Here is a 21754-nt window from a genome sequence, read left to right as displayed (position 1 = left end):
GAATTTTTTTTGGTGATATACTAATTTCCTACGTTAAACCCATACATAGTTTTTGTGCGGATTTTGCTGAAATAACCGCAGAAACGCTGGAAATCTATTTTTTTTGTACCGGTGTACCACTTCTTTTACAATGCATTCATTTCCATTTTTCAATGGGTGATCTTCGTTTGGGGGCAATTCAACTCGAAGGTGAAGCGCTCCATTGAAGGGCGTAAAAGAACAATCCCACAGTTTCAGCAGTTTCGAGCTAACTATAAAGGAAAAGTTTTATGGGTCCATGCTGCCTCTTTGGGAGAATTTGAACAGGGTAGGCCTGTGATGGAAAAATGGCGTGAAAACTTCGCTGATTATGGTATTGTGCTCACTTTTTTTTCTCCATCTGGATATGAAATCCGAAAAGACTATCCGCATGCGGATTTGGTTACCTATCTACCTCTGGATACGCCAGGGAAAGCTAAATCTTTTTTGGAGGTATTGAAGCCGGAAGTTGCTTTGTTCATCAAGTATGAGTTTTGGTTCAATCTGTTGAATGAAGCTGTTAAGCGACAGGTGAAAGTGGTTTTTATCTCTACAATATTTCGAAAAGATCAGGTTTATTTTCATCGAGGGAGTGCCCTGTTTCTTCCTCTTTTACGGAAGATCCAACACTTTTTTGTGCAGAACGAACAAAGTAAGACCTTGTTGGAACAGCATGGTATCGAAGCTGTAACTGTTGCTGGAGATACGAGATTGGATCGCGTGCTGTCAATCAAAGAAACGCCTTTTAGTTACCCATTGATTGAGGAATTTGTTGCTGGAAAACCTGCGATCATCTTAGGTAGTACCTGGTATTCCGATATTGAATTCTTAGCGCCTGTTTTGCCAAAACTTAGAGAGTGTTTCTGCTTGATTTTTGCTCCTCATCACATTGACGAAAGAAGCATTGAGCAAATTGTGGAATTGGATCCTGAAGGGACTACTTTGCTGTCGAAAGGTGATGTCTCAGGTTCATCCCATACCCTGATCATTGATGAAATTGGCTCGCTTGCCAAGATCTACAGATATGGACGTTATGTTTATGTCGGTGGGGCCCTTCATGAGGGATTACACAATATTTTAGAGCCCGCAGTTTATGGGTTGCCGATCTTTTTTGCCCGTCACACAGGCAATGCCAAGTTTCAGGAAGCCCTTGCGATGGAAGTTTCCGGGGGAGCATTAAGTCTCGAAGCACCGGAAGAAATGCTGCAAAAGATCGAACAACTGGAAGCGGATGATGAAGCGTATATATCTACGGGGCAAAAAGCTTCGACCTATGTAGAAGAACAAGCTGGGGCCACAGACCTTATCTTTGACTACCTAAAAGCACTTGCGTGAATGAATGAAGGAATAGTGATGAAGTCGACTGGCTCGTGGTACTGGGTCCGAACGCTGGAAGGAGAGGTCATCAAATGTCGGTTGAGAGGTAAAAACAAACTAGTCGATAAAAAGATTACGAATCCTATTGCTGTGGGAGATCGTGCTTTACTGGAATTCACGGAAACGCAAGACTGGGTGATCAAAAAGATCCTGGATCGATCAAACTATGTCATCCGGGAATCACCCCGCAAGCGTGGACACCATCATTTGATTGCGGCTAATATTGATCAGGCGATGCTCATCACTTCTTTACGACAACCCAAAACTTCGCTAGGCTTTATCGATCGATTTCTGGTGACTTTAGAAGCATTCAGGATTCCGGGTATCATTGTGATCAATAAGACGGATCTGTACAACGAAGCGGAGATGGAGGCGCTGGAACTTACCGCGGCTTTGTATCATCATATTGGTTATCCGACTGTTTTCACTTCTTTTCAGGAGGGAGAAATGGGCCATCTCGATTCCTACTTCAAGGATAAAACTACGCTGTTGTCAGGTCATTCTGGTACCGGTAAATCAACCCTGGTGAATCTAATGATCGATGAAGTACATCAGAAAACCATGGAAGTCTCGGAATTTGCAGATAAGGGGGTACACACCACCACTTTTGCGGAGATGTTTGAATTAGAACAAGGAGGATTCATCATTGATACACCTGGGATTAAAGAGCTTGGTCTGGCAGAGATTGAGCACAGTGAGCTTTCGCATTATTTTCCCGAAATGAGGCAATACATTGGGCAATGTCGCTTCAATAACTGTATGCATACGGGCGAACCCGGCTGTGCTGTCATGGAAGCCCTGGAAGAAGGAGAAATCCCGGAAAGTCGCTTTGAAAGCTACCTCAGTATGCTGGAAAATGATGATAATAGGAGGTGAGGGCTATCCGGAAATGTTTCTGATAAAAGACAATGTTATCTTTTGCGGCTCCTTCGCTGCAGTGAAATAACACCAAACCGTTATCCTTTCATTGGCAAATTCATTACTTACATGAAGTTTTTTGATACGTTCATGAAGTTGTAGGTGAAATAGTCTGGTAATTAGCGGAACTTGTGAGTGTATTACACAAAACCGCATGTTACCGACCAAATCAACTAATGTAATCAAGCCCCCTTTGGTGTTATCACCAAAAGGTTTTTTTGAAAGGCCCTCTTTTGTGTCTCGACAAAAGATTTTATTCCTGCTAAGTCTCTTATTGATAACCAACCTCACCACTGCCCAAACCACCACCCAGAACTACGTCCAGACCCTGACGGCACGAGATACGATCTCTGGTGCACTGATCCATGAGCAGAACTATCCTCAAATGGTGCAAACGGATGTGGTGTACGTCGATGGACTGGGCAGGACCATCCAGGCAGTGATGCAAGGTGCTTCTCCTGCCGGCAAGGACCTGGTGAAGATGCACACCTACGATCCTATCGGTCGGCAGGACAAAGACTACCTGCCCTTTGAAGCGAGTTCGACTTCAGGAGCTTATCAAATTAATGTGGGCGCTGGACAGCAAGGATTCTATGCCAATCCACCTACAGGTGTAGCCACTAATAGCTATCCCTACAGCCAAACCCTGTTCGAAAGCTCACCATTGAACCGACCACTGGAAACCAGCGCTTCTGGTACAGCCTGGAGAAGTTCTTTGCATGGAGGAACACATACGGTAGATTATGCCTATCGATTCAATACAGTCGCTGACGAAATTCGATTGATCACCGTGGATCAGTCTTTAGGTCAGACCATGACGGCCACTACCGATTATGCCGCCAATCAACTTCGAGGCACAATGATTACCGATGAAGATGGCAAAAAGAGGTTGGAGTTTACCGACAAAGCCGGCAAGGTCATATGTAAGATCAATGCAATAGGTACTGCTGATGAGACACATACCTACTATGTCTATGACAATCGCGACCTGCTGACTTTTGTAATCCCACCACAAGCCGTTGTAGAAATAGGTACCAACTGGAACCTTCTCAACGATGCTACCTTCCGCAAGCAATGGCTATTTCGCTATCAATACGATCATCGCAACCGCATGATCGAAAAACAAGTGCCCGGCGCAGAGAAAGTAGAGATGGTCTATGATAAAAGAGATCGACTGGTCATGACCCTGGATGGCAACCGAAGAAATGTAGCGACTGTTTCAGGAACTAATTCGTCTGGCAATGTTGAATATGTGGAAAACGGAGAGCTCATTGTCGAGAACTACCAGGGCAAAAGCTATGTCCGCGCTCCCGGAGCCAAGATTCGATTCAAAAAGCCAGACATCTACATCACCAAGGCACAAGACTTTACCGCAAGAAAAGCCACCAGTGCCATCACCAATGAAAACCAATGGCTATATACCAAGTATGATGCCCTGAACCGGCCTGTCATGACCGGGATCAAATCCTTAGCCCTCAACCGACAGGAGGTACAAACCCTCATTGATACCAACAGCAACTATGACTTCAGTGTGGACTATATCGGAAATGCTAATGGCAACATCCATGGCTATGATGATACCAGCTATCCCCAAGCCTCAGGAACACAAGTACTCACTGTAACCTACTACGACAACTACGATTTTGTGACTGATTTCACCTGGGGAGCCAACTACACCCATTCCGGTCATTATTCAAATACCATAGGACTGGTGACCGGAAGCCTCACCCTGCTATTGGATGATCAAAGTACTTCAACCCAGGCTAAACACCTGAAGTCAGTCACTTACTATGATGACCGATTACGGCCCAAAGCCCAAATGGCAGAAAACTATTTCGGAAAAGTAGATGAGATCGTGACCACTTACAAAAATGACGTAGTGCCACTGGTTGCAAGTACCAAGACAAAACATCGAAAGGATGGATCGACCACTACCGTCGATGAAACATTCACCTATGACCACCGGGATCGGTTACTTACCCATACACATGCTGTTGTAGGAAATGGTACAAAAACGCTGGCTAGCAATACCTACAATGCCCTTGGGCAGTTGATCGAGAAAGACCTGCATGATGATGGGGCACCGGCACAGTCGGTGGATTATCGTTATAATGAGAGAGGTTGGCTCACAACCATCAATGGAGGGTCTGGCACATTCGATGATGGCAATGATCAATTTGGGATGGAATTAAAATACGATGATGCTCCAAATCCTCAGTACAATGGAAATATTGCACAGTGGTTCTGGAAAACAAATGGCGGAGGCCAAAATGAAAACGAGCAATTGTATCAATATTCCTATGATGCCTTGAATAGAATTACTAATGCCGGCTATGGAAGTACAGATAAAAATGGGTATTTTGCTGTAGGAGGTATCTCCTATGATTTGAATGGCAACTTATTGAGCCTGACGAGAAGAAGCGACTTCATTAAAATTGATGAGTTGGACTATTATTATGAAGGGAATCAATTGATTCAGGTAGAAGATAGTCGAAGTGCGACCAAAGGCTTTAAGGATCTGGACTCTCCAGTAGGAACCATAGAGTATACCTATGATGACAATGGCAACATGATTACGGATACCAACAAAGGCATCACCAACATCCAATACAACTACCTGAACCTGCCCCAGCAAGTCACGCTCACAGATAACACCAAGATCCACTACACCTATGATGCGGCCGGCATCAAGCACCGCAAGACAGTAGATGATGGTTCCCCGGAAACAACGACATATTCCAGTGGCTTCCACTACAAAGACAATGCTATACAATTTGTCCAGCATGCCGAAGGCAGGGCCAGATACAACAGCGGTTCATGGTTATACGAATACAACCTCACTGACCACTTAGGTAATGTGCGAGTATCCGTCAATGAATCGGGGAGTGTGGTACAGAGACAAGACTACTATCCTTTCGGCCTCACGTTTAATAGTTCGGCGGATAGTCCAGAAAATCTGTATAAGTACAACGGGTTCGAAGAACAGAAAGAGACAGGATGGTACGATTACTTAGCCCGTAAATATGACCCAGAGCTCGGGCGCTTTACGAGTGTTGATCCGGCAGCTGATCTGATGAGAAGGCAAGGGCCTTACAATTATGCTTTCAATAATCCGATTAGGTTCATTGATCCTGATGGGATGATGCCTCAGGAGTCTGCGGCTTATGATGTTACCAATCAAACAACCAGTGTGAAATCGACGGAATATAATGGTAAACAAGTTACTCAAGTCACTTCAACTTCAACACAGACTAGTGCTGGGGAATTCAAAATCACGAAAAATAATGGTCCAACTCCTGTAGGTAATATCAGAAGAACTATTTCTACAACTACTGTTTATATTAATGGAGACGGTGAAGTTGTAAATAGCGATTTTTCTCAGTCTACTTCAATCAAGAAGGATGGAGAAGACAGTTTTAACGAAATATCTAGTCAAGGAGGCACAGTTGAAGTTAGTAGTGGTACGGTTGAGTTGGATGATGGTTCAACATTTGATGTCGGGCCAAATTTTAGTTCAGATGTCGAAGGAATTGCCAACTTTAACGCAACTAACGATATTGATTTTCCTAGAGCCGCGGCTCAAGATGAACTAGACCAAACAAATACTGCCTTAGGCATAATAGGGTTAACTCCGCAAGGAAAAGGCGCAATTGGTGTTCTGTCATTTATCACTTCACAGACACTGCCAAGTAGTAAAGAAATAGCAAAAGATGGCTTTCAAATACAGTCTTCTCAAGCTGGGAATGTTGGCCCAGTTGGTCTAGGTGAACCTCCTGTTGTTAGTAGAGGTATTGTGTCCAAACATTTAAAATAGCTATTAAATGAAAAAAATACTGATTGTTATATTAATAATAGCTGGTTGTTCCTCAACTAAGAATGATGATAACTCTCTGAAAGAAGAAGAATTAATCAAAAATGGATACAAGAGATGGCAATCTTTCAATATCTACTTTAAGAAAAAGGATGAATTGACCATCTTCTTTACGCTGGAAGAGAAATCTGATCAAGTAGTAAAAAAACATTTTTACTTGGAAATCGATCAACAAGACACATCAAACTTTAGAAGAAATTATATATTGCTTTCACCTGAAGATAGTCCAGACACATCGTACTATGCATATAGCAATGCTTCTGATATGCTATATAAACTAGATACAATTGGTGGATTTATCGCCTTAACCCAAATAAAAAAGAGCTTTACACTAAAAGAAATGCCCTAATAATTCTTGATAAGAGTGGAATCATAGGACGTCAGTAGAATGACTATAGAAATGACTGGTTCCGATGAACTTAGAAGTAATCTTTCCGAAAATTTATCTGCCGCAAAGAACAATGGAAACTGGACAGATGGAGTTGAGTAGAATTTGAAATAATGCGGCAGGTATTTGATGAAGGGGGCAAAATTCGCCGATGGGAATACATAAGAATATTTGTTATCGAATTTACAAGTGGATATCATTCCTTGGGATGGATAGTTCTCTACACCAGACTAGTTTCATATTTATGATTGCTTTTAGTTTCAGTAATCTATTACTATTAAGTTGGCTAGGCAGTTTTATTTTTGGAATTCAAAATCCAACGAAAAATTGGTCATACCTTGAGGTAATGATGTCGATGGTAATTCTGGGAATACCTCATTATTATGCCTATCTGGCGAAATCAAAGTATAGAGAGCTTATCTCAATTTATCAGGGAGAGAATAATAGCGAATTTATTGCTGGAAATATCATAGCAGCCACTTACGTAGTTTTGAGCTTTATATCCCCTGTTTTTGTAGCATATTATGGTCAATAGGTCAAAAATTCAGAAATTCAAACAAGAAGTTCAATCGGTTCATAAGTAGTTCACTAACTAAAATGAACCACTTATCAGCCTTTGCAAGCTAGAAACTCTCTTTGCAGTCGCTCGGCTTCTAAGACCGAGTGATGTCTATTTTTAGGGCTTTCAGCCCGACGATTACGATCTGCATTATGACTATTTTGGGAATCAGTTGAGTCATGTTGAAGATGGGACCAACAACACACAAGGATTTAAGGACGTAACATCTGCAGTGGGAACACAAGAATACAGCTACGACGCGAACGGAAATATGATCAGTGATACCAATAATTACGAACATGTTAGCCTCAACCCCTCCGAATACCCCTCAACAAAGCAAAAACATTCCACCGCAACCGACTGAACAGCAACCAAAACCTGGAAGCCAAATCGGGCGGCTGTATTGAACTTAGAAGCTCATAAAACTCCTTGGCAGCGCTACGGCTTCCGGTAAGGCACGCGATTTTCAACTCGTATTGTATGCGTTCCGCAAGTGCGATATCTTCAGCTTCGTTTTGATTGAGGGCTTTGATCTTTTTGCACACCGTTAAAGTAGAATCGATCAAAGGGCTATCACGGACATGGAATTTAGAAGAAAGCGATCCGCTTGTTTTTCTGATCCGGGTGAGCGGTTCGTTAACAAAATCGTATTTCCAGTTCCTTGCTGAACGCACCCAAAAATCAAAATCTTCATAGGCCAGGGCTTCATTATACCCCCCCAATTCCATTAAGACCTCCTTTCGGATCATCATGGTAGGTGGCGCGATAAAATATCGACGAACCAGTTCGGCATATACTTCCCCCTTTGTGGGAGAAAAGCTACTAAAATGATCGCCTAAAGGTTTTCCCTGCTCATCGATGTAGGTGGCATCCGAATAAAGTACCCCATAATCATTCGGAAGCCTTTCAAAAGCTGCGACCTGTTTTGTAATGCGGTCCGCTTTAAGTTCATCATCACAAGAGAGGTCGATGATGTATTTGCCAGTTGCTTTTTTCAATCCCTGATTAAAAGCTTTGCAATTTCCAATATTTTGAGGAAGGTCCAGAAATAGAATCTCAGGATGATCTTTTAATATTCCTTGTATTACGTCAGTGCTATTATCAGGACTAGCATCATTGATAATGATGACCTCAATATTGGGATAAGTTTGATTCAGTACCGAAAGTATGCTACTTCGTACAAAAGCTGCGTGGTTGTAACACAAACAGATGACACTGACTTTTGGTAAAGAAGTGTTATCCTTAGCCATGAGCGTTACTCGGCCGTAAGGGCTTCATAATCCGAAATGATGGTATAGAGGAGTTTTACATCCGGTAAGTCCGTCGTGATTTGTAAGATTTCCTTGATCTTATTGGCTAGTTCGGTCACTCCTTCGCCATTGTGGCCATCGCGCCTTGTTTGCAGAGCTTTGCGGATCAGGTTGATCTGTTTATCGTTCAATCGCCTTACTTGCGGGAATTGTACTTCATGAGATTCTTTTTTTACAGCCTTAATGTCGCTGAACTGTACCCTCCGTGTGGCTTTCACAACCGTAGTACCCGCTACAAGATCACCCAATCGTTGACCATTCTTGGTAAGAATAATGGTCACAATCGCTACGGCGCCATTCATCATGATGTCGACTGGCCGGATCAGCCATCTCAATAAGTAATTGGCAAATGTGGGAGATCCACCATTCAGCCGCACGACTTTGATATTCCTGACTTTTTTACCTGGAGATTGACCATTGCTAAGCGTTTCAAAGGCTAGACTATAGAACATCATAGGTATTAAAATTACCGCGACCATTACTTCGTCACTGATCCCGATAATACCAAGGGCAAGGATGGCATAGGCCAGGATGATGGCTCCGTCAATAAGGAAAGCTAAAATACGATCGCCAAGACCAGCCAATTCCAGCTGTATTTCTATGTTCTGATTAGTAATAAATTTGGCCATGAGCAATGAGCGTGCTAATTTCCGATTTACAAAGCTAAGGTAACATGCGGCAGGCCGTATTTGTCAAACAGAACGAAGAAAAATGGAAATCCTACGAAGCCAGGTCCCAGCAATTGCAGGGCGTGTCTACGGATGAGGTTGCTGAGATGTATGTGCACCTTACGGAAGACCTGGCTTATGCCAAAGCCAAATATCCGGATACCCAGTTGTATCAATACCTTGCGGAACTGACCCTCAAAGTTCATCACCATCTCTATCGGAACAAGCCCGAGCAAAAGAGTAGATTCGTTACTTTCTGGACCCGGGAACTTCCTCAAGTGCTTTATGAGTCCAGGGAAAACTTGTTGTACGCCTTTCTGATTATGGCTGTCGGTGTTGCTATTGGCGCCCTATCTGCTTCCAATGATGCTGGTTTTGCCCGGTTGATCCTGGGAGATCCGTATGTGGAAATGACCTATGAAAACATAGAGACTGGAGATCCTATGGCGGTTTATAAAGGGCATTCAGAGTCGTCCATGTTTTTTATGATCACCATCAATAACATCCGTGTTTCTTTCTTTGCTTTTGCTGCCGGATTGATGTTTAGCCTCGGCACAGCCTATGTACTCTTTACCAACGGCGTGATGATTGGTGTTTTTCATTACCTGTTTTTTTCACGAGGGTTGTTTGATGAAACCATATTAACCATTTGGATCCATGGAACATTGGAAATATCCGCGATCATTATTGCAGGAGCCGCGGGTTTATCGATGGGTAATGGCTTGCTTTTTCCAGGAAATTACCCCAGAATGCATGCCTTCAAAGTAGGAGCCAGGCGAGGGCTGAAAATCATTCTCAGTCTGGTGCCTTTCTTTATCGTAGCTGGCTTTCTGGAATCAGTCGTTACCCGAAACACTCATTGGCCTCTTTGGGCAAAACTTTTGATCATTGGCATTTCTTTGATCATTGTTATTTTCTACCTTGTAGGACTTCCTATGATGAGGAAGCATAAGATGGAGGAAGAACCGAGTGAATAACATTTATTTAATCCTTAAAACAACATGTCACAACGAATAGAATATTATCGAATCCGGGATTTTAGTCAGAAGTTCAATGCCACGATTGAATACTTACGACAACACTTCCTGTCCTTGTTTATATTGATCCTTGTGGTTACGGTGCCATTTACCGTGGTAGGAGGATTCATTCAGTATTACTTTTTTGCGGAGTTGCAAGGGATGACGTTTGGCGCTAACGATCCGTTCGAGATATTCAACCTGATCGGGGAAGCGGTACCCGTATTTCTGCTGTCCATGACTCTTTCTCTGGTCTTGAATTCAGCATTGTTTGGCTCAATATTCACCTACATGCGGATGACAGAAAACAATGAACAGGAAGTGCGTCCCCTTGAAGTGATAGAAAAACTAGTTCCAAAATTGGCTGGAATTGTAGTCATTTCTGTTGCTACCTCCATTATTTCCGTGATGGGTATGTTCTTTTTCCTTATTCCGGGTATCTACCTGGCTGTGGTCTTTTCACTGACCGCTCCAGTATACGTGTTTGAAGACATCTCCATAGGAGAGGCGATAAGTAAGCCGTTTACGCTCATCCGTGGAAAGTGGTGGAGTACTTTCGGATTGCTGGTTGTCACGATCATGTTAGTTTCTATACTCACTTTTGCAATTGCTCTACCTATTGGGATTGTTATTGGAGTAAACGAAGTGTTTGGTTCGGAGGATTTGTTGAGTGACCAAAGTGCCCAGTTTTGGCAAGTAGTCAGTAGCTCAGTGATCAACTCTTTGTCTTATGTATTATTCACCTTGCCCAGTATCGCACTGGCGTTTCAGTATTTCAACTTGACCGAAAGGACAGAAGGCCGCGGCCTTAAATCCGAAATCGAAGGATTTGAAAACATCAAATAGCGTTTTTCTTTTTTGTGGACTGGTGTTGTTCCTTTTCTGGGGCCATCCTGCATATGCTAATAATACTGTTTCAGACAGTCTTGCTCAACAAACAGTCACAGTTGCTCCGGCGTTACGTCAATTCGACCAGGAAGCCTTGGCGGATTATAAGGAAGATTCAGCATTTGATTATTCTTCAGAAATGGCTGCCGGACCATCCTGGTTTGGAATTTTTCTGTTTTGGCTGTTGAGTCAACTGGCGGAGATCCTCGGAGAAGAGAATGCAGCGTGGTTAATGGATAACTTGTTCAAACTGGTGGTTATTCTCATAGTCATCTTTGGAGTGGTATTGATCATTCGAATGCGCTACGGCCCTTTGATGATAGGGACTGGTGAAAAGGGAGGCCCGATTCCAGTGGTAGCTGAACTCGAAGAGGAAAAGGACTATGAACAGCTTTTTCAACAGACTTTGAGTGCTGGTGACCGTAAACTAGCCGCCCGGTACCTGTATATCAAGACCCTGCAAGCCATGCATCGAAAGGGAGTGGTCAAACTCATGAAGTGGAAAACCGTACTGGAATATACCGAAGAACTCCCTTCTGAAAAACGGCCACTATTCCAGAAAATCGGATTGCTATTCGAGTCAACATGGTATGGGGACTATGAACCAACGGAACAAGATTTTGAAGCGGGAATTTCATCATCAAATCAATTGATCAATTGAGTAAAGAACGCTGGATATACATCTTCATCGGAGTACTGTTCTTACTATACGTGCTGATACAATACTATTCCCCAACTCCAAGGGTTTGGGCGCCGACCTATGATGTAAAGGACAAAGAGCCATATGGTGCTTTCATTTTAGGTGAGCGACTACCCGATCTATTTACAGGAGAAGTGACTTTTTCCAGTACCACTTTGTATCAGGAAAAAGAAAGGCAAGGAAATGTGTTGATCTTAACAGAAGAATTTGCTCCGAGCGAGACAGATTTAAATGCAATACATGAACGACTGGAACAAGGTCATTCTGTATTGATCGCAGCAACCCAATTCTCAGGGCGTATGCAGGATAGCCTTAATGTGAGGACCAACGTCAAGGGGCAGCGATTGATTCCAATCTATTCCGATACATTGGAACTGCATTTCAATGACGAGAGTCATGGTTATAGCTCGGCCCTGGTTTATGGGGAATTTACGAGGCTGGGAGAGGATTGGGAAACGTTAGCCAAAGCCGGTCGACCAGTATTAATCCGAAGGAACATCGGAAATGGACAGTTGATCTTGTGCTCGGCTCCCTTATTGTTTAGCAACTATGGGATGTTACAGAATTCAGCATTTGCAGCATTTGCCTTAAGTCAATTGGATGAGCGTGGTGTACACTATACGCAGTATTATCATGCCGGAAGAAGAGAAAATACATCGCCATTCCGATATGTTTTGACAGAGCGGGCGCTTACCTGGGCCTTGTACCTGACGCTGGTGACTTTGATATGTTTTTTGATCATCAATAGCCGTAGAAAACAGCGGCCTACTCCTGTGCTTGCTCCTCCGGAAAATACCACCGTGCATTTCATCAAGACCATGGGAGCATTGTTTTTTCGGGAAAAAAAGCATGCGAAAGCTGCTCAAAAATTGGCGGCCTATTTCTTTCTGGACCTGCAAAAGCGCTATTTTGTTAAACCCGCTTTTACGGAAAAATATTATCAATTCATCACATCCAAGACGGGATTGGACAAAGCAGAAGTAATCAGGACTTTTGAGCAGATTGAGGCTTTACCCAAGACAACTTATATGGCCAGTGAAGACCTTAGAAATTTTCAGGACCGATTGCGGAAATTTAATTATCAACGTTGAAGAACAAGGAAATTATGGATCTATCCACCTTTTCACAGAAAACCGAAACCATCAAGGCTGAAGCAGCCAAGGCGCTTATTGGACAGCAGAAAATGCTTGATTTGTTGCTGACCGCCTTATTTGCCAGAGGCCATGTGCTGATCGAAGGGGTACCCGGTGTTGCAAAGACCCTCACTTCAAGATTGATGGCCGCCATCACGGAATCGGATTTTAAGAGGATACAATTTACTCCGGACCTGATGCCTTCAGATATCCTGGGCACTTCCATCTTTAATCTGAAGGAGCAGAACTTTGAATATAAGAAAGGGCCGGTTTTTGCCAACCTGGTGCTTATCGATGAGATTAACCGCGCACCTGCGAAAACCCAGGCATCATTGTTCGAAGTAATGGAAGAGAAGCAGGTCACGAATGATGGTATTGTCTATCCTATGGAAGGTATTTTCATGGTCATTGCCACCCAAAACCCTGTAGAGCAGGAGGGAACGTATAAGTTGCCTGAAGCCCAACTGGACCGTTTCCTGTTCAAGATCAATGTTGATTATCCTACCTTAGAAGAAGAACAACAGATCCTGGAATTGATCAACAAACAAGATGGCTTCAAAAAACTGGCGTTTATTGAAAAGGTACTGTCCAAAGAAGAAGTAGCTGGTATACAGGAGTTCATAGGTGGAATCCTGATCAAGCCAGATTTATTGAAATACATCGCGACATTGGTGCAGCATACCCGTGAACATCCGAGTTTGTATTTAGGTGCTTCACCAAGAGCATCGATTGATCTGATGAACGCTTCACGGGCTTTTGCGGCTATTAAAGGAAGAGATTATACGACGCCTGAAGATATTCAGTATTTATTAAGGCCAGTCATCGAACATAGGGTGGTACTTACTCCTGAAGCAGAATTACAAGGAGTCACGCTTGAGGAGATCAGCAGGCAGATCATTCAACAAGTAGAGGTGCCGAAATAGATCCTGGGATTAACAGAGAAGTGAGTTGAAATTTTTTCCGACACGTAGGTTTTATTTTTTGCAGATAGTACTGATCGTACTGTTCGTGCTCGGCTATTATTTTCCGGTCATTTACAGCGTCGCTCAATTACTGTTTGCTGTTGATATGGTCGTGTTGGTCATTGACTTTTGGCTGCTGTTTGGTCAAAAAGGGTATGTGGAGGTGCAGCGTCATGCACAAGATCGCCTCTCCAATGGAGATGTCAATACCATTAATCTGTCCATTCAAAGCCATTATCGGATCCCGGTCTCCCTTGTGATCCTTGATGAATTACCCGATCAATTACAGATCAGGGATTTTGAGATGACATTGGATTTGAAACCAGGAGTTTTGTGTGACCTATCGTACGATATCATTCCAAAGACCCGCGGCGAATACCACTTTGGTGTCACCAACGTTTTGGTCAGTAGTCTCCTTGGGATGATACAGAAACGAGAAAAGGCCGGCGAGGAAGTGACCATTAGGGTTTATCCTTCTTTTATCCATATCAACCAATTGGAATTGGCGGCCATTTCCCAGCAGTTACAAGTGCAGGGGCAAAAGCGCGTACAGAAAGTGGGTAACAGTCAGGAATTTGATAGCATTCGCAGTTATGTGCTAGGAGATGATCCACGCCATATCAACTGGAAGGCTACCGCTAGAAAGAATACCCTGCAGGTCAACCATTTTACCGATGAAAAATCGCAGGGCGTTTATTGTTTGCTCGACAAAAGTCGTTCCATGCAGATGCCCTTTGAAGGCATGACCCTGCTGGATTATGCCATCAATGCGACCCTGGTTTTGAGTCATGTGGCCCTCCGAAAAGGGGACCGGGCAGGGTTGATCTCCTTTGAGGGAGAGCCTTCATCCTTTGTGAAAGCCAACCGTCAGGCCAACCAGATCCATAAATTGATGGAAGCCTTGTATCACGAGCAAACCTCTTTTTCGGAAGTGGATTATACTTCGCTCTATACCTTTTGCCACAAAAACATCAATCAGCGAAGTTTATGCTTACTGTTCACCAACTTTGAATCGAAGCATTCGCTGGAGCGTCAATTACCTTACCTGAAAATGCTCAACCGTCAGCACCTTTTGCTGGTAATCTTTTTTCGAAATACCGAAGTAGACCTGGTAATGGAGGAGGAATCCTCTTCGATTGAAGGTATCTATCAAAAGGCCATTGCAGCTCAAATGATCCGGGAAAAGGAATTGATCCATGAAAAACTACACCATGCGGGTATCCTAAGCTTATACACCACACCACAAAACCTGAGCGTGGAAGTCTTGAATCGCTACATTCAAATTAAGAATCGTAGGGTTTTATAAGTCGAGCAATAATTCCGGAAACATCTGGGAATAGTGAAAGTCTTGGCCCAAAAGAATAAAGCCAACCCGCAATAAAGAACCACCCAAAATGGTTCACCATGCCTTCGGCAGGAAATCCAGAATCAAGAGATAACAATTTCAGGTGTAGGTAAACTCAATAACCGATTAACATTTTTACTTCTTGAATAATCAGATGAAAAATTAATACCAGCGTTATCAGATTTTAGGAGTGATGGCGTAAAACGTTCAAGGACTACTGTCCATCCGATTCATTGATTAGCGAGAATTCGTGTCGCTCAAAAATATTGGTTGGCGTCACCTTAAAGTGCTTCTGGATGTTTCCGCTGGTAAAGGTGACGTCCATGTCATCTACACCAAATACGTAAACATTCGATTCTATGTTGAGGTGTGCATTGTGGGATAGCGACTTCTTGATGAGACTCCAAGAACTGGTGATCAACTCGCGCTCTTCCTTGCTTAATCCACGAAGATCTGTTGTTACTTCGCTGGTGGACACGTAAGTTTCATGCAGTTGAATTTGCATTTCACCCATGCCTGTTAAGTCCAGGTGTTTATCTGCTTGATAAGCGATGTGCTCTTGTAGAAGAGTATGCGTTTCAGAGGCCAGCATTTTTGCCTTGGCTTCTTCGGAAGGGATTTGCTGATGGAAACGATCTTCCAGCCATTCATCACTCACTTCCAATGAAGCAAAAAGTAACGTGTCGTATATGCTTAGATTGTAGAAACTCACTGGAAGCATCAGCAGGGTGAAAGATTGATGTTCACTAAAGTGGGTTACATAAATGTCTATGTCTTCACCAACACTGACGTCCTTCTTTTTGAATTTCACATTGTCTACATCGACATTGTGACCATTCTTTAACAATATGTTTAGGAACTCGTTGGATTTTGCCAATCGATGCACAACGATTTCTACATCCTCAAGGTGATTTTTTTTGATCAGTGCTTTGATGTTTTCGGACCTTTCCTGTTTCGTTTGGGCAATCAGAGCAATGTTTAGGAAACACATCACACCTGCCATAAGCAGCTTTCCTCTCGTGTCCATGGTATTAAATGTCTAAGTGTTGAGCTATTAAGCCAAATTTAAATAAATATTATACTCCCTCCAGATGATTGCGATGACACGTACTGAAATCTCGTTCAATCGGCATAAAATGTGGATAATGACTGAAATAGAAACATTGAGGAGGTCTTTTATCCCCGTCCGCAGATCTCTTTGTAAGGACAAAAACGACATTTGCTTTCGTCTTCCACCTGATTGAAAGGCACCTCAGCATCATAGATCTCTGTTAGTAATTCTGTTACGATCTCCTCGAAAGACTCCAGATAATCTCGGAACTCATTGACCGAATGAGCACTTCGTCCCGCTTTTTCTACCAGCTGCCAACTGAATTTATCGTCAAACAAGTCCCGGCTATTAAATAGGCCTGGTTCAATCTGTGTGTATTCTCCTTTGTAGGTTTTGTAAAACAAGTAGCTGTAGAAAAAGACCTGAAATGCGGCTTTATTGCGCTTGGGATCATCTCGATCGATCATGGACGATACACTACCGAATTCTTTGGCATCTTTTCCGGTTTTGTAATCAATGACCCGGACCTTCCCTTGCTTCTGATCCAGTCGGTCGATCTTCCCTTTGATCCCAATGGTGAGGGTTTTTCCATTGACGGTCACCGGGTAGTCCAAAGTATATCCGTCTTTGGTACTGGTTTCCAGGCCAATGATCTTGAAAGGTGCATACTGCTGATCGAAGTGCAGGATTTTTAGGGCGGTCTTTCTAATGATTTCTGCCGCGATGATGTTTCGCCCCTCCAGTTTGAACTTGGTCTCGTTCTTTACATCGTAGTGTTTGATGAAGGCTTTATTGATCGCTCCATCTACACCACTTTCCAGTCCGAAGAAGTCATTGGGTTCTATGATTGGACGTTTGTTTTTCTTGATGAATTGCTTGTAAAGGATCTCCATGGCATCATGCAGGATGTTGCCGAAGACCATAGGGCTTAATTCTTCCTGCAATTCATCAGGCTCATAAAGCTCTTGTACATATTTGAAATAAAACCGCAATCGACAATACAGATACGTGTCCAGGGCTGAAGGAGTTAGCCGAGGTGTCCATTCTCCAGGCCTTACCTGGAATCGGCCCAATTTGAACATGACTTCAGGTGACTTTTCGATATTAATGGGCTGTGCAGGCGTAATCGCTATGGGATTGGCCAGGATCTGATAATCTATCTCATGTTCGGTTTCAAATCCCAGCTGTCGGATGTAGCGACTGATTTCTCCATTCACATTGAACTCCGATACGGTATTGTAGTAAAACCAAACTTGTTTGGACCGCTGCAATAATCGGTAAAACAAATAGGCATAGATCGAGTCCTGATGTTCAAAGACTGGAAGGTCAAAAGCCTTTCGGATATTGTAGGGAATGAACGATCCTTTTTTCGGAGGAGCTGGCCAGCTACCCTCGTTCATGTTCAGAATAAATACATTTTCAAAATCCAGGTTCCTTGTTTCCAGTACCCCCATGATCTGTAGCCCTTCCAGAGGTTCTCCACCGAAAGGAATTTTCAGACTTCTGGATAGTCTCCGGAACAGCTTGATCAGGAAGTCATAACTCAACTGCTCGGCTTTTTGACCGATCATTTCTTCCAGTTTTGCGGTGTGTTGATAGAACCGGCTGATGAACTCTAATTCCAGGTCATTTCCCTGATCCTTCCAGCAATGGTGCAATTCTTTGAGAATGTCCAATAAATAGACCAGCGGTTTGATCGGTTTGGCAAAGATCAGCTCGAATAAGCGCTTAGGAAGTTTGAGCTCGGATTGATAGACAAAGATCAGGTTGCGTTTGGTAATGTCTTCAGTGATCATTTCTCCCGCTTCTTCAGCGATAGGCAGGATGAGTGGGTGTCCCAGAATCTCAATCACCGGCCGGTGATAAAAAGAGCTTCCATTAACCACATTTTCCCGGGCGGAACTTTGTAATTGGAGCAAGCTCTCCAGCAAACTGAACACAGGCGTGTCTTTCATCGGATAGCCCATGGTAATGTTCAGTTGTTCGATGCTCGGAGGTATCGCATGAAGCAATGGAAACAACATGTACTCGTTGGGGATTACAATCACCGTTTGCTCCGGTACAAAATCTGGTGAAGAAGCCAATGTTTCCAGGTGCTCCGCCATGGCTTTTACTTGTCCCACTTCTAATGAAACACCGATCGCTTTAAACTTCTTCGGTGCAGCGATGGCTTTGGGTGGCGCTTCAGGGAATGTCTTGCCGAGTAGCGTGTCTTTTCGATATAGCCTTAAGAAATGCCCGGCCTCCTGCTTATCATCTTCGAGGTAATGCGCATCCAGGTCCCAGAGAATTTCCGTATTGTTCTTTTCGACCAGCAGTTTGATGATTCGTTCTTCCGCACTGGTCAGGGCATTGAATCCGGCAAGGATCAATCGTCCTTGAATGGTCACTTGATCGTTTTTCAAAGCTTCCCAAAACAGACGATAGATTTGACCACCATAGCCTTTGCCTGATTCGGACAAATGCGTCTTGAATTGATGGTAAATGGGCTTTAGTATTTTCCAGGTTTCCAGAAAAGCCATTTGCGTTTTTGAAGCATCAGGAAGGAATGTGCTCCAGAACGACCGAATGACTTTCAGTTCTTCTTCATCAAGAAAATAGAATTCCTCATCCAATTCTTTCTGACTCTTGATCGAAGTGAACAGCTGATCCGCTTCAACCAGATACTGATCAATTTCATCGAAATCGCGTAGGATCATTTCACCCCAGAAAAAGAAACGGTCAAATGATTCTTCTCGGGGCTGTTGGGCTTTGTAGACATCATACAGTCTCAAGATTGCTTCCAGAGTATCGATCTTTTCCAGCTCGGAATGAAACAGTATGAAATCCTCCAGACTTGTAACTCGAGGCATCCAGATGGGCTTGTCAATCAGTTGCCCAATGGCTTTTCGGAAAAATAGTCCTGCCCTTCGGTTCGGAAAGATGATCGTTACCTGATCAAGATGATCCTTGTGTTGGGTCAGCACATGTTGAGCTACTTCCTGAAGGAATGTTTGCATGCCGCCAAATTAAGATTTATGCGGCGAACGGCCCATGATTATTAGTATTAGGCGATAATTATTTTAGTTACCCTCAGGAGTACGGTTTTCCTCTCCTTGCGAAAATATCCGGTCAAGCACCAGGCCAAGTTTTATGGTCACGTTTAATTGAAGTCGATTAGGCCCAAAAGAGTTTTCCTGCCAGAAACGTCCTCTTTCAACCAAACTTCCGTCATTGATCTGAGATCGGTCCAGTCGGTGATCGCCTACGCCAACCCCGAGGACGGCATCATAGTAAAACCAATCGCTGATGAAGGATTTAGCCCCCAGGATCAGCTGAGCTTCGTGATACCTTGAAGTCAAGCGCCCGGTGTATTCCATGTACCGTTCACAATCTCGGGATTGCAAACCCAGACAATTGAACCCTAGGACATAGGTATCCTCGATCTGGGTATGACGATATTGATAGGATACACCAATAAAAACCAATCGATCTTCACCTTCTTTGATGTATTGCCGTAGTTCACCGTAATGCTTCCTACTATTGACAAATGGTTCGTCAGATAATCTACCTGCACCGATGAATCCAATTTCTCCTGTTATCGAAAACTCACCAGGAATAGGAAAGTATTCCACACCCAAATTTTGAGAAGGATAATTAGGGTGGATCAATGCAGTGGTGCGATGAAATACATTCCATCGGTCTTTTTGCGCTAGTATTAGCCCAGGGAGACCAATTAGTAGCATCATTAACAGGGTCTTTCTCATCGCAATCGGCTTAAAATGCTCAAACCATTTTCCTCGATGAGGAACTGATCAACGGAGTTAACTCCTACACTGATCAACACTGAGTCGAGGGCAATCAGGTCGCTGGAAAAAGAACCGCTTGGGGTATCGATCAACTCTGGTGAGAACTTATCTGTGATATCGAATTGGCGAATACCTGCAATACCATCGCTCACAAAGAGCTTATTCCCGTTGATGGCCAAGCCTCGTGGACTTGACAAGTCTATCTCGTTCATGGGAATGGGATTGGTAGGATCAGAGATGTCCAGGACCACCAATTGATCAGAGCGATCAGGGCCGCAGCCATTGCCGGATCGGATAGTGAAATAAGCCACGCCATCTCTGGCAATTACCGGATCACAAGCGGTTTGATGGAGGTATTCGGAGAGAAAAACCGGATCGGTAGGGATTTCACTTACATCGTAAACAGAAACGCCGTTTTGCCGCCCGAATAAGAGATAGTTTTGATAGCCAAAAATAGTTTCGCTATCCGTAGGAATTTCTATCCGATTTTCCAGTACGATCTCACTGCTATCGCTGACATTGTAGATGGTAAGGTCTTTGAAACTCAGCGCATACAAATAATCTCCGATCATGGTAAAACCCGTATTAGAACCAGAAACTGCCGAGAACCCATCTCCGGATCCCAGATAGATGGAATCTCCATCTTCGCTACAGCCGATCACCATGATTGCTAGCGCGAGGCATAGGTATTTCATTGATTTGATCATCTTCTTTTGTAGCATTTTGGGTCCATTAATGTAGTTGTTCTCCAGAATACGACGGGTCCTCTTTCAGGGTCCGGGCATTCGTAGTATACGTCATTTTCACTGGGGAATTCACTCAAGTCAAGCTGGTCAAAATTCATCAAACTTCTGACACGAGAAACCTCAACAAGTGTATCGATGGTCACTTTTAAGGAAACCAAATCAGGGCCATTGTCTAAATAGATCAACCCGTTTCGGATGGTGACGTCATTGTTGTCAAGCACCTCCAGGAAAAATAAATTGACCGGATTGGCAGGATCAGAGTTATCATAAACATGGATGCCTTGCTGCCTTTCGGTCACAAGCAGGATCGGCCCATAGGAAAGGATCTTACCTGGATTGATCAGATCGCGACTTCCGGTTTTTTCGATGATCAGGTCTTCTTCATAGACAGGCTGCATGCCTTCAACTGCACCCCTGTCAAAAGTTGGGACCGGACCAACGTAGCAACCCATCAGGAACCCCAAATAAGCCAATAAGCAAACAAAAACGCTGGTCTTAATTCTTTTCATTCGATGTTTTGAGCTGAATTCAATATAAAACTAAAGCCTCATCCGCCAAATATCAGGGACTAGCTTGATTTTTAACATCATTTCAATTTGTTACTAGATTGTAGAACAAAAATGATATACTTGCCGTACATTAGTTCTACAATCTAGTATTAAATCAATGAAAGAAACACGACTTGGCGAATTTGAAGAAGTGATTTTATTACTGGTAGGTATCCTGGATCAGCAAGCTTATGCCTTCAACATTGCAGAGGAGTTTGAGAAGCAATCCGGTCGCCCAGTGGCCATTGGTGCGGTTCATTCCACACTGAATCGGTTGGAAAAGAAAGGATTTCTAACCTCCGCCATGGGTGGAGCCACCAAAGAAAGAGGTGGACGAAGAAAGCGCATTTACACCATCACCGCTTACGGTCAGCAGATCCTTCAGGATGCCAAAAACTTCAGAATTTCGCTTTGGAGTCAATACCCTGCCTTGCAGGGAGGACTTAAGTTTTCAGTTTAAAAGCCTCC

General features: G+C 43.5%; 18 protein-coding genes. 11 read left to right on the top strand and 7 right to left on the bottom strand.

Annotation, left to right across the window (positions count from 1 at the left end):
• Window positions 1–111 precede the first annotated feature (111 nt).
• From R8G66_14275 to R8G66_14260, 4 genes are all read left to right on the top strand, one after another.
• Entirely contained in the window at window positions 112–1353 is a 1242-nt protein-coding gene (locus tag R8G66_14275; protein ID MDW3193537.1) for a glycosyltransferase N-terminal domain-containing protein, read from the top strand.
• Window positions 1354–2271, top strand: coding sequence for a ribosome small subunit-dependent GTPase A (gene rsgA, locus R8G66_14270; GenBank protein MDW3193536.1), 918 nt, complete (start codon window positions 1354–1356; stop codon window positions 2269–2271).
• A 277-nt stretch (window positions 2272–2548) separates the two neighbouring features.
• Complete coding sequence (locus R8G66_14265; protein MDW3193535.1) at window positions 2549–6127, top strand: DUF6443 domain-containing protein; 3579 nt, start codon at window positions 2549–2551, stop codon at window positions 6125–6127.
• Between the two features lie 7 nt (window positions 6128–6134).
• Window positions 6135–6533 carry a hypothetical protein gene (locus R8G66_14260; GenBank protein MDW3193534.1) on the top strand — a complete coding sequence of 133 codons (399 nt, stop codon included), beginning with the start codon at window positions 6135–6137 and terminating at the stop codon, window positions 6531–6533.
• A 906-nt stretch (window positions 6534–7439) separates the two neighbouring features.
• Here the strand turns inward: R8G66_14260 and R8G66_14255 are convergent.
• Entirely contained in the window at window positions 7440–8381 is a 942-nt protein-coding gene (locus tag R8G66_14255; protein ID MDW3193533.1) for a glycosyltransferase, read from the bottom strand.
• A 5-nt stretch (window positions 8382–8386) separates the two neighbouring features.
• Window positions 8387–9070 (bottom strand): RDD family protein, encoded by a 684-nt coding sequence (locus R8G66_14250; protein ID MDW3193532.1) that lies wholly within the window; start codon window positions 9068–9070, stop codon window positions 8387–8389.
• 44 nt (window positions 9071–9114) lie between these two features.
• Here R8G66_14250 and R8G66_14245 point away from each other — a divergent pair, with 44 nt between their 5' ends.
• The 6 genes from R8G66_14245 to R8G66_14220 are packed head-to-tail and all read left to right on the top strand — an operon-like array spanning window position 9115 to window position 15114.
• Window positions 9115–10086, top strand: a complete 972-nt coding sequence (locus tag R8G66_14245) for a stage II sporulation protein M (protein ID MDW3193531.1) — start codon at window positions 9115–9117, stop codon at window positions 10084–10086.
• Window positions 10087–10110: 24 nt separating this feature from the next.
• Complete coding sequence (locus R8G66_14240; protein MDW3193530.1) at window positions 10111–10971, top strand: hypothetical protein; 861 nt, start codon at window positions 10111–10113, stop codon at window positions 10969–10971.
• On the top strand, window positions 10955–11674 hold the full coding sequence (locus R8G66_14235) for a DUF4129 domain-containing protein (protein MDW3193529.1): 720 nt from the start codon (window positions 10955–10957) through the stop codon (window positions 11672–11674). Before R8G66_14240 ends, R8G66_14235 begins: the two co-directional genes overlap by 17 nt.
• Entirely contained in the window at window positions 11671–12804 is a 1134-nt protein-coding gene (locus R8G66_14230) for a DUF4350 domain-containing protein (GenBank protein ID MDW3193528.1), read from the top strand. Before R8G66_14235 ends, R8G66_14230 begins: the two co-directional genes overlap by 4 nt.
• A 14-nt stretch (window positions 12805–12818) precedes the next feature.
• On the top strand, window positions 12819–13769 hold the full coding sequence (locus R8G66_14225; protein ID MDW3193527.1) for a MoxR family ATPase: 951 nt from the start codon (window positions 12819–12821) through the stop codon (window positions 13767–13769).
• A gap of 58 nt (window positions 13770–13827) precedes the next feature.
• The gene (locus R8G66_14220) at window positions 13828–15114 is read left to right on the top strand and encodes a DUF58 domain-containing protein (protein MDW3193526.1); all 1287 of its coding nucleotides are present in this window, start codon (window positions 13828–13830) and stop codon (window positions 15112–15114) included.
• Window positions 15115–15367: 253 nt separating this feature from the next.
• Here R8G66_14220 and R8G66_14215 read toward each other — a convergent pair whose 3' ends face one another.
• The 5 genes from R8G66_14215 to R8G66_14195 all read right to left on the bottom strand — a co-directional run bounded on the left by R8G66_14215 (window position 15368) and on the right by R8G66_14195 (window position 21247).
• Window positions 15368–16180 carry a hypothetical protein gene (locus tag R8G66_14215; GenBank protein MDW3193525.1) on the bottom strand — a complete coding sequence of 271 codons (813 nt, stop codon included), beginning with the start codon at window positions 16178–16180 and terminating at the stop codon, window positions 15368–15370.
• 149 nt (window positions 16181–16329) lie between these two features.
• Window positions 16330–19203, bottom strand: coding sequence for a PD-(D/E)XK nuclease family protein (locus R8G66_14210; protein MDW3193524.1), 2874 nt, complete (start codon window positions 19201–19203; stop codon window positions 16330–16332).
• Between the two features lie 63 nt (window positions 19204–19266).
• On the bottom strand, window positions 19267–19950 hold the full coding sequence (locus R8G66_14205; protein MDW3193523.1) for a hypothetical protein: 684 nt from the start codon (window positions 19948–19950) through the stop codon (window positions 19267–19269).
• Entirely contained in the window at window positions 19947–20687 is a 741-nt protein-coding gene (locus R8G66_14200) for a hypothetical protein (protein ID MDW3193522.1), read from the bottom strand. The genes R8G66_14205 and R8G66_14200 overlap by 4 nt, the downstream gene beginning before the upstream one ends.
• Window positions 20688–20695: 8 nt before the next feature.
• Window positions 20696–21247, bottom strand: a complete 552-nt coding sequence (locus R8G66_14195) for a hypothetical protein (protein ID MDW3193521.1) — start codon at window positions 21245–21247, stop codon at window positions 20696–20698.
• Window positions 21248–21404: 157 nt separating this feature from the next.
• Between R8G66_14195 and R8G66_14190 the strand changes: the two genes are divergently transcribed.
• Window positions 21405–21746: a PadR family transcriptional regulator gene (locus tag R8G66_14190; GenBank protein ID MDW3193520.1), complete on the top strand. Its 342-nt coding sequence runs from the start codon at window positions 21405–21407 to the stop codon at window positions 21744–21746.
• Window positions 21747–21754: the final 8 nt, after the last annotated feature.

This window comes from Cytophagales bacterium (assembly GCA_033344775.1).
Taxonomy (GTDB): domain Bacteria; phylum Bacteroidota; class Bacteroidia; order Cytophagales; family Cyclobacteriaceae; genus JAWPMT01.
Note: the sequence above shows the minus strand (reverse complement) of the source record. Positions and strands in the feature narration are given on the sequence as shown.

What these genes read in the sequence shown, in the direction of transcription:
- R8G66_14250 (MDW3193532.1), bottom strand. Translation starts at nt 9,070, where the DNA reads ATGGCCAAATTTATTACTAATCAGAACATAGAAATACAGCTGGAATTG.
- R8G66_14260 (MDW3193534.1), top strand. Translation starts at nt 6,135, where the DNA reads ATGAAAAAAATACTGATTGTTATATTAATAATAGCTGGTTGTTCCTCA.
- R8G66_14240 (MDW3193530.1), top strand. Translation starts at nt 10,111, where the DNA reads ATGTCACAACGAATAGAATATTATCGAATCCGGGATTTTAGTCAGAAG.
- R8G66_14225 (MDW3193527.1), top strand. Translation starts at nt 12,819, where the DNA reads ATGGATCTATCCACCTTTTCACAGAAAACCGAAACCATCAAGGCTGAA.
- R8G66_14200 (MDW3193522.1), bottom strand. Translation starts at nt 20,687, where the DNA reads ATGAAATACCTATGCCTCGCGCTAGCAATCATGGTGATCGGCTGTAGC.
- R8G66_14210 (MDW3193524.1), bottom strand. Translation starts at nt 19,203, where the DNA reads ATGCAAACATTCCTTCAGGAAGTAGCTCAACATGTGCTGACCCAACAC.
- rsgA (MDW3193536.1), top strand. Translation starts at nt 1,354, where the DNA reads ATGAATGAAGGAATAGTGATGAAGTCGACTGGCTCGTGGTACTGGGTC.
- R8G66_14190 (MDW3193520.1), top strand. Translation starts at nt 21,405, where the DNA reads ATGAAAGAAACACGACTTGGCGAATTTGAAGAAGTGATTTTATTACTG.
- R8G66_14195 (MDW3193521.1), bottom strand. Translation starts at nt 21,247, where the DNA reads ATGAAAAGAATTAAGACCAGCGTTTTTGTTTGCTTATTGGCTTATTTG.
- R8G66_14205 (MDW3193523.1), bottom strand. Translation starts at nt 19,950, where the DNA reads ATGAGAAAGACCCTGTTAATGATGCTACTAATTGGTCTCCCTGGGCTA.
- R8G66_14255 (MDW3193533.1), bottom strand. Translation starts at nt 8,381, where the DNA reads ATGGCTAAGGATAACACTTCTTTACCAAAAGTCAGTGTCATCTGTTTG.
- R8G66_14245 (MDW3193531.1), top strand. Translation starts at nt 9,115, where the DNA reads ATGCGGCAGGCCGTATTTGTCAAACAGAACGAAGAAAAATGGAAATCC.
- R8G66_14215 (MDW3193525.1), bottom strand. Translation starts at nt 16,180, where the DNA reads ATGGACACGAGAGGAAAGCTGCTTATGGCAGGTGTGATGTGTTTCCTA.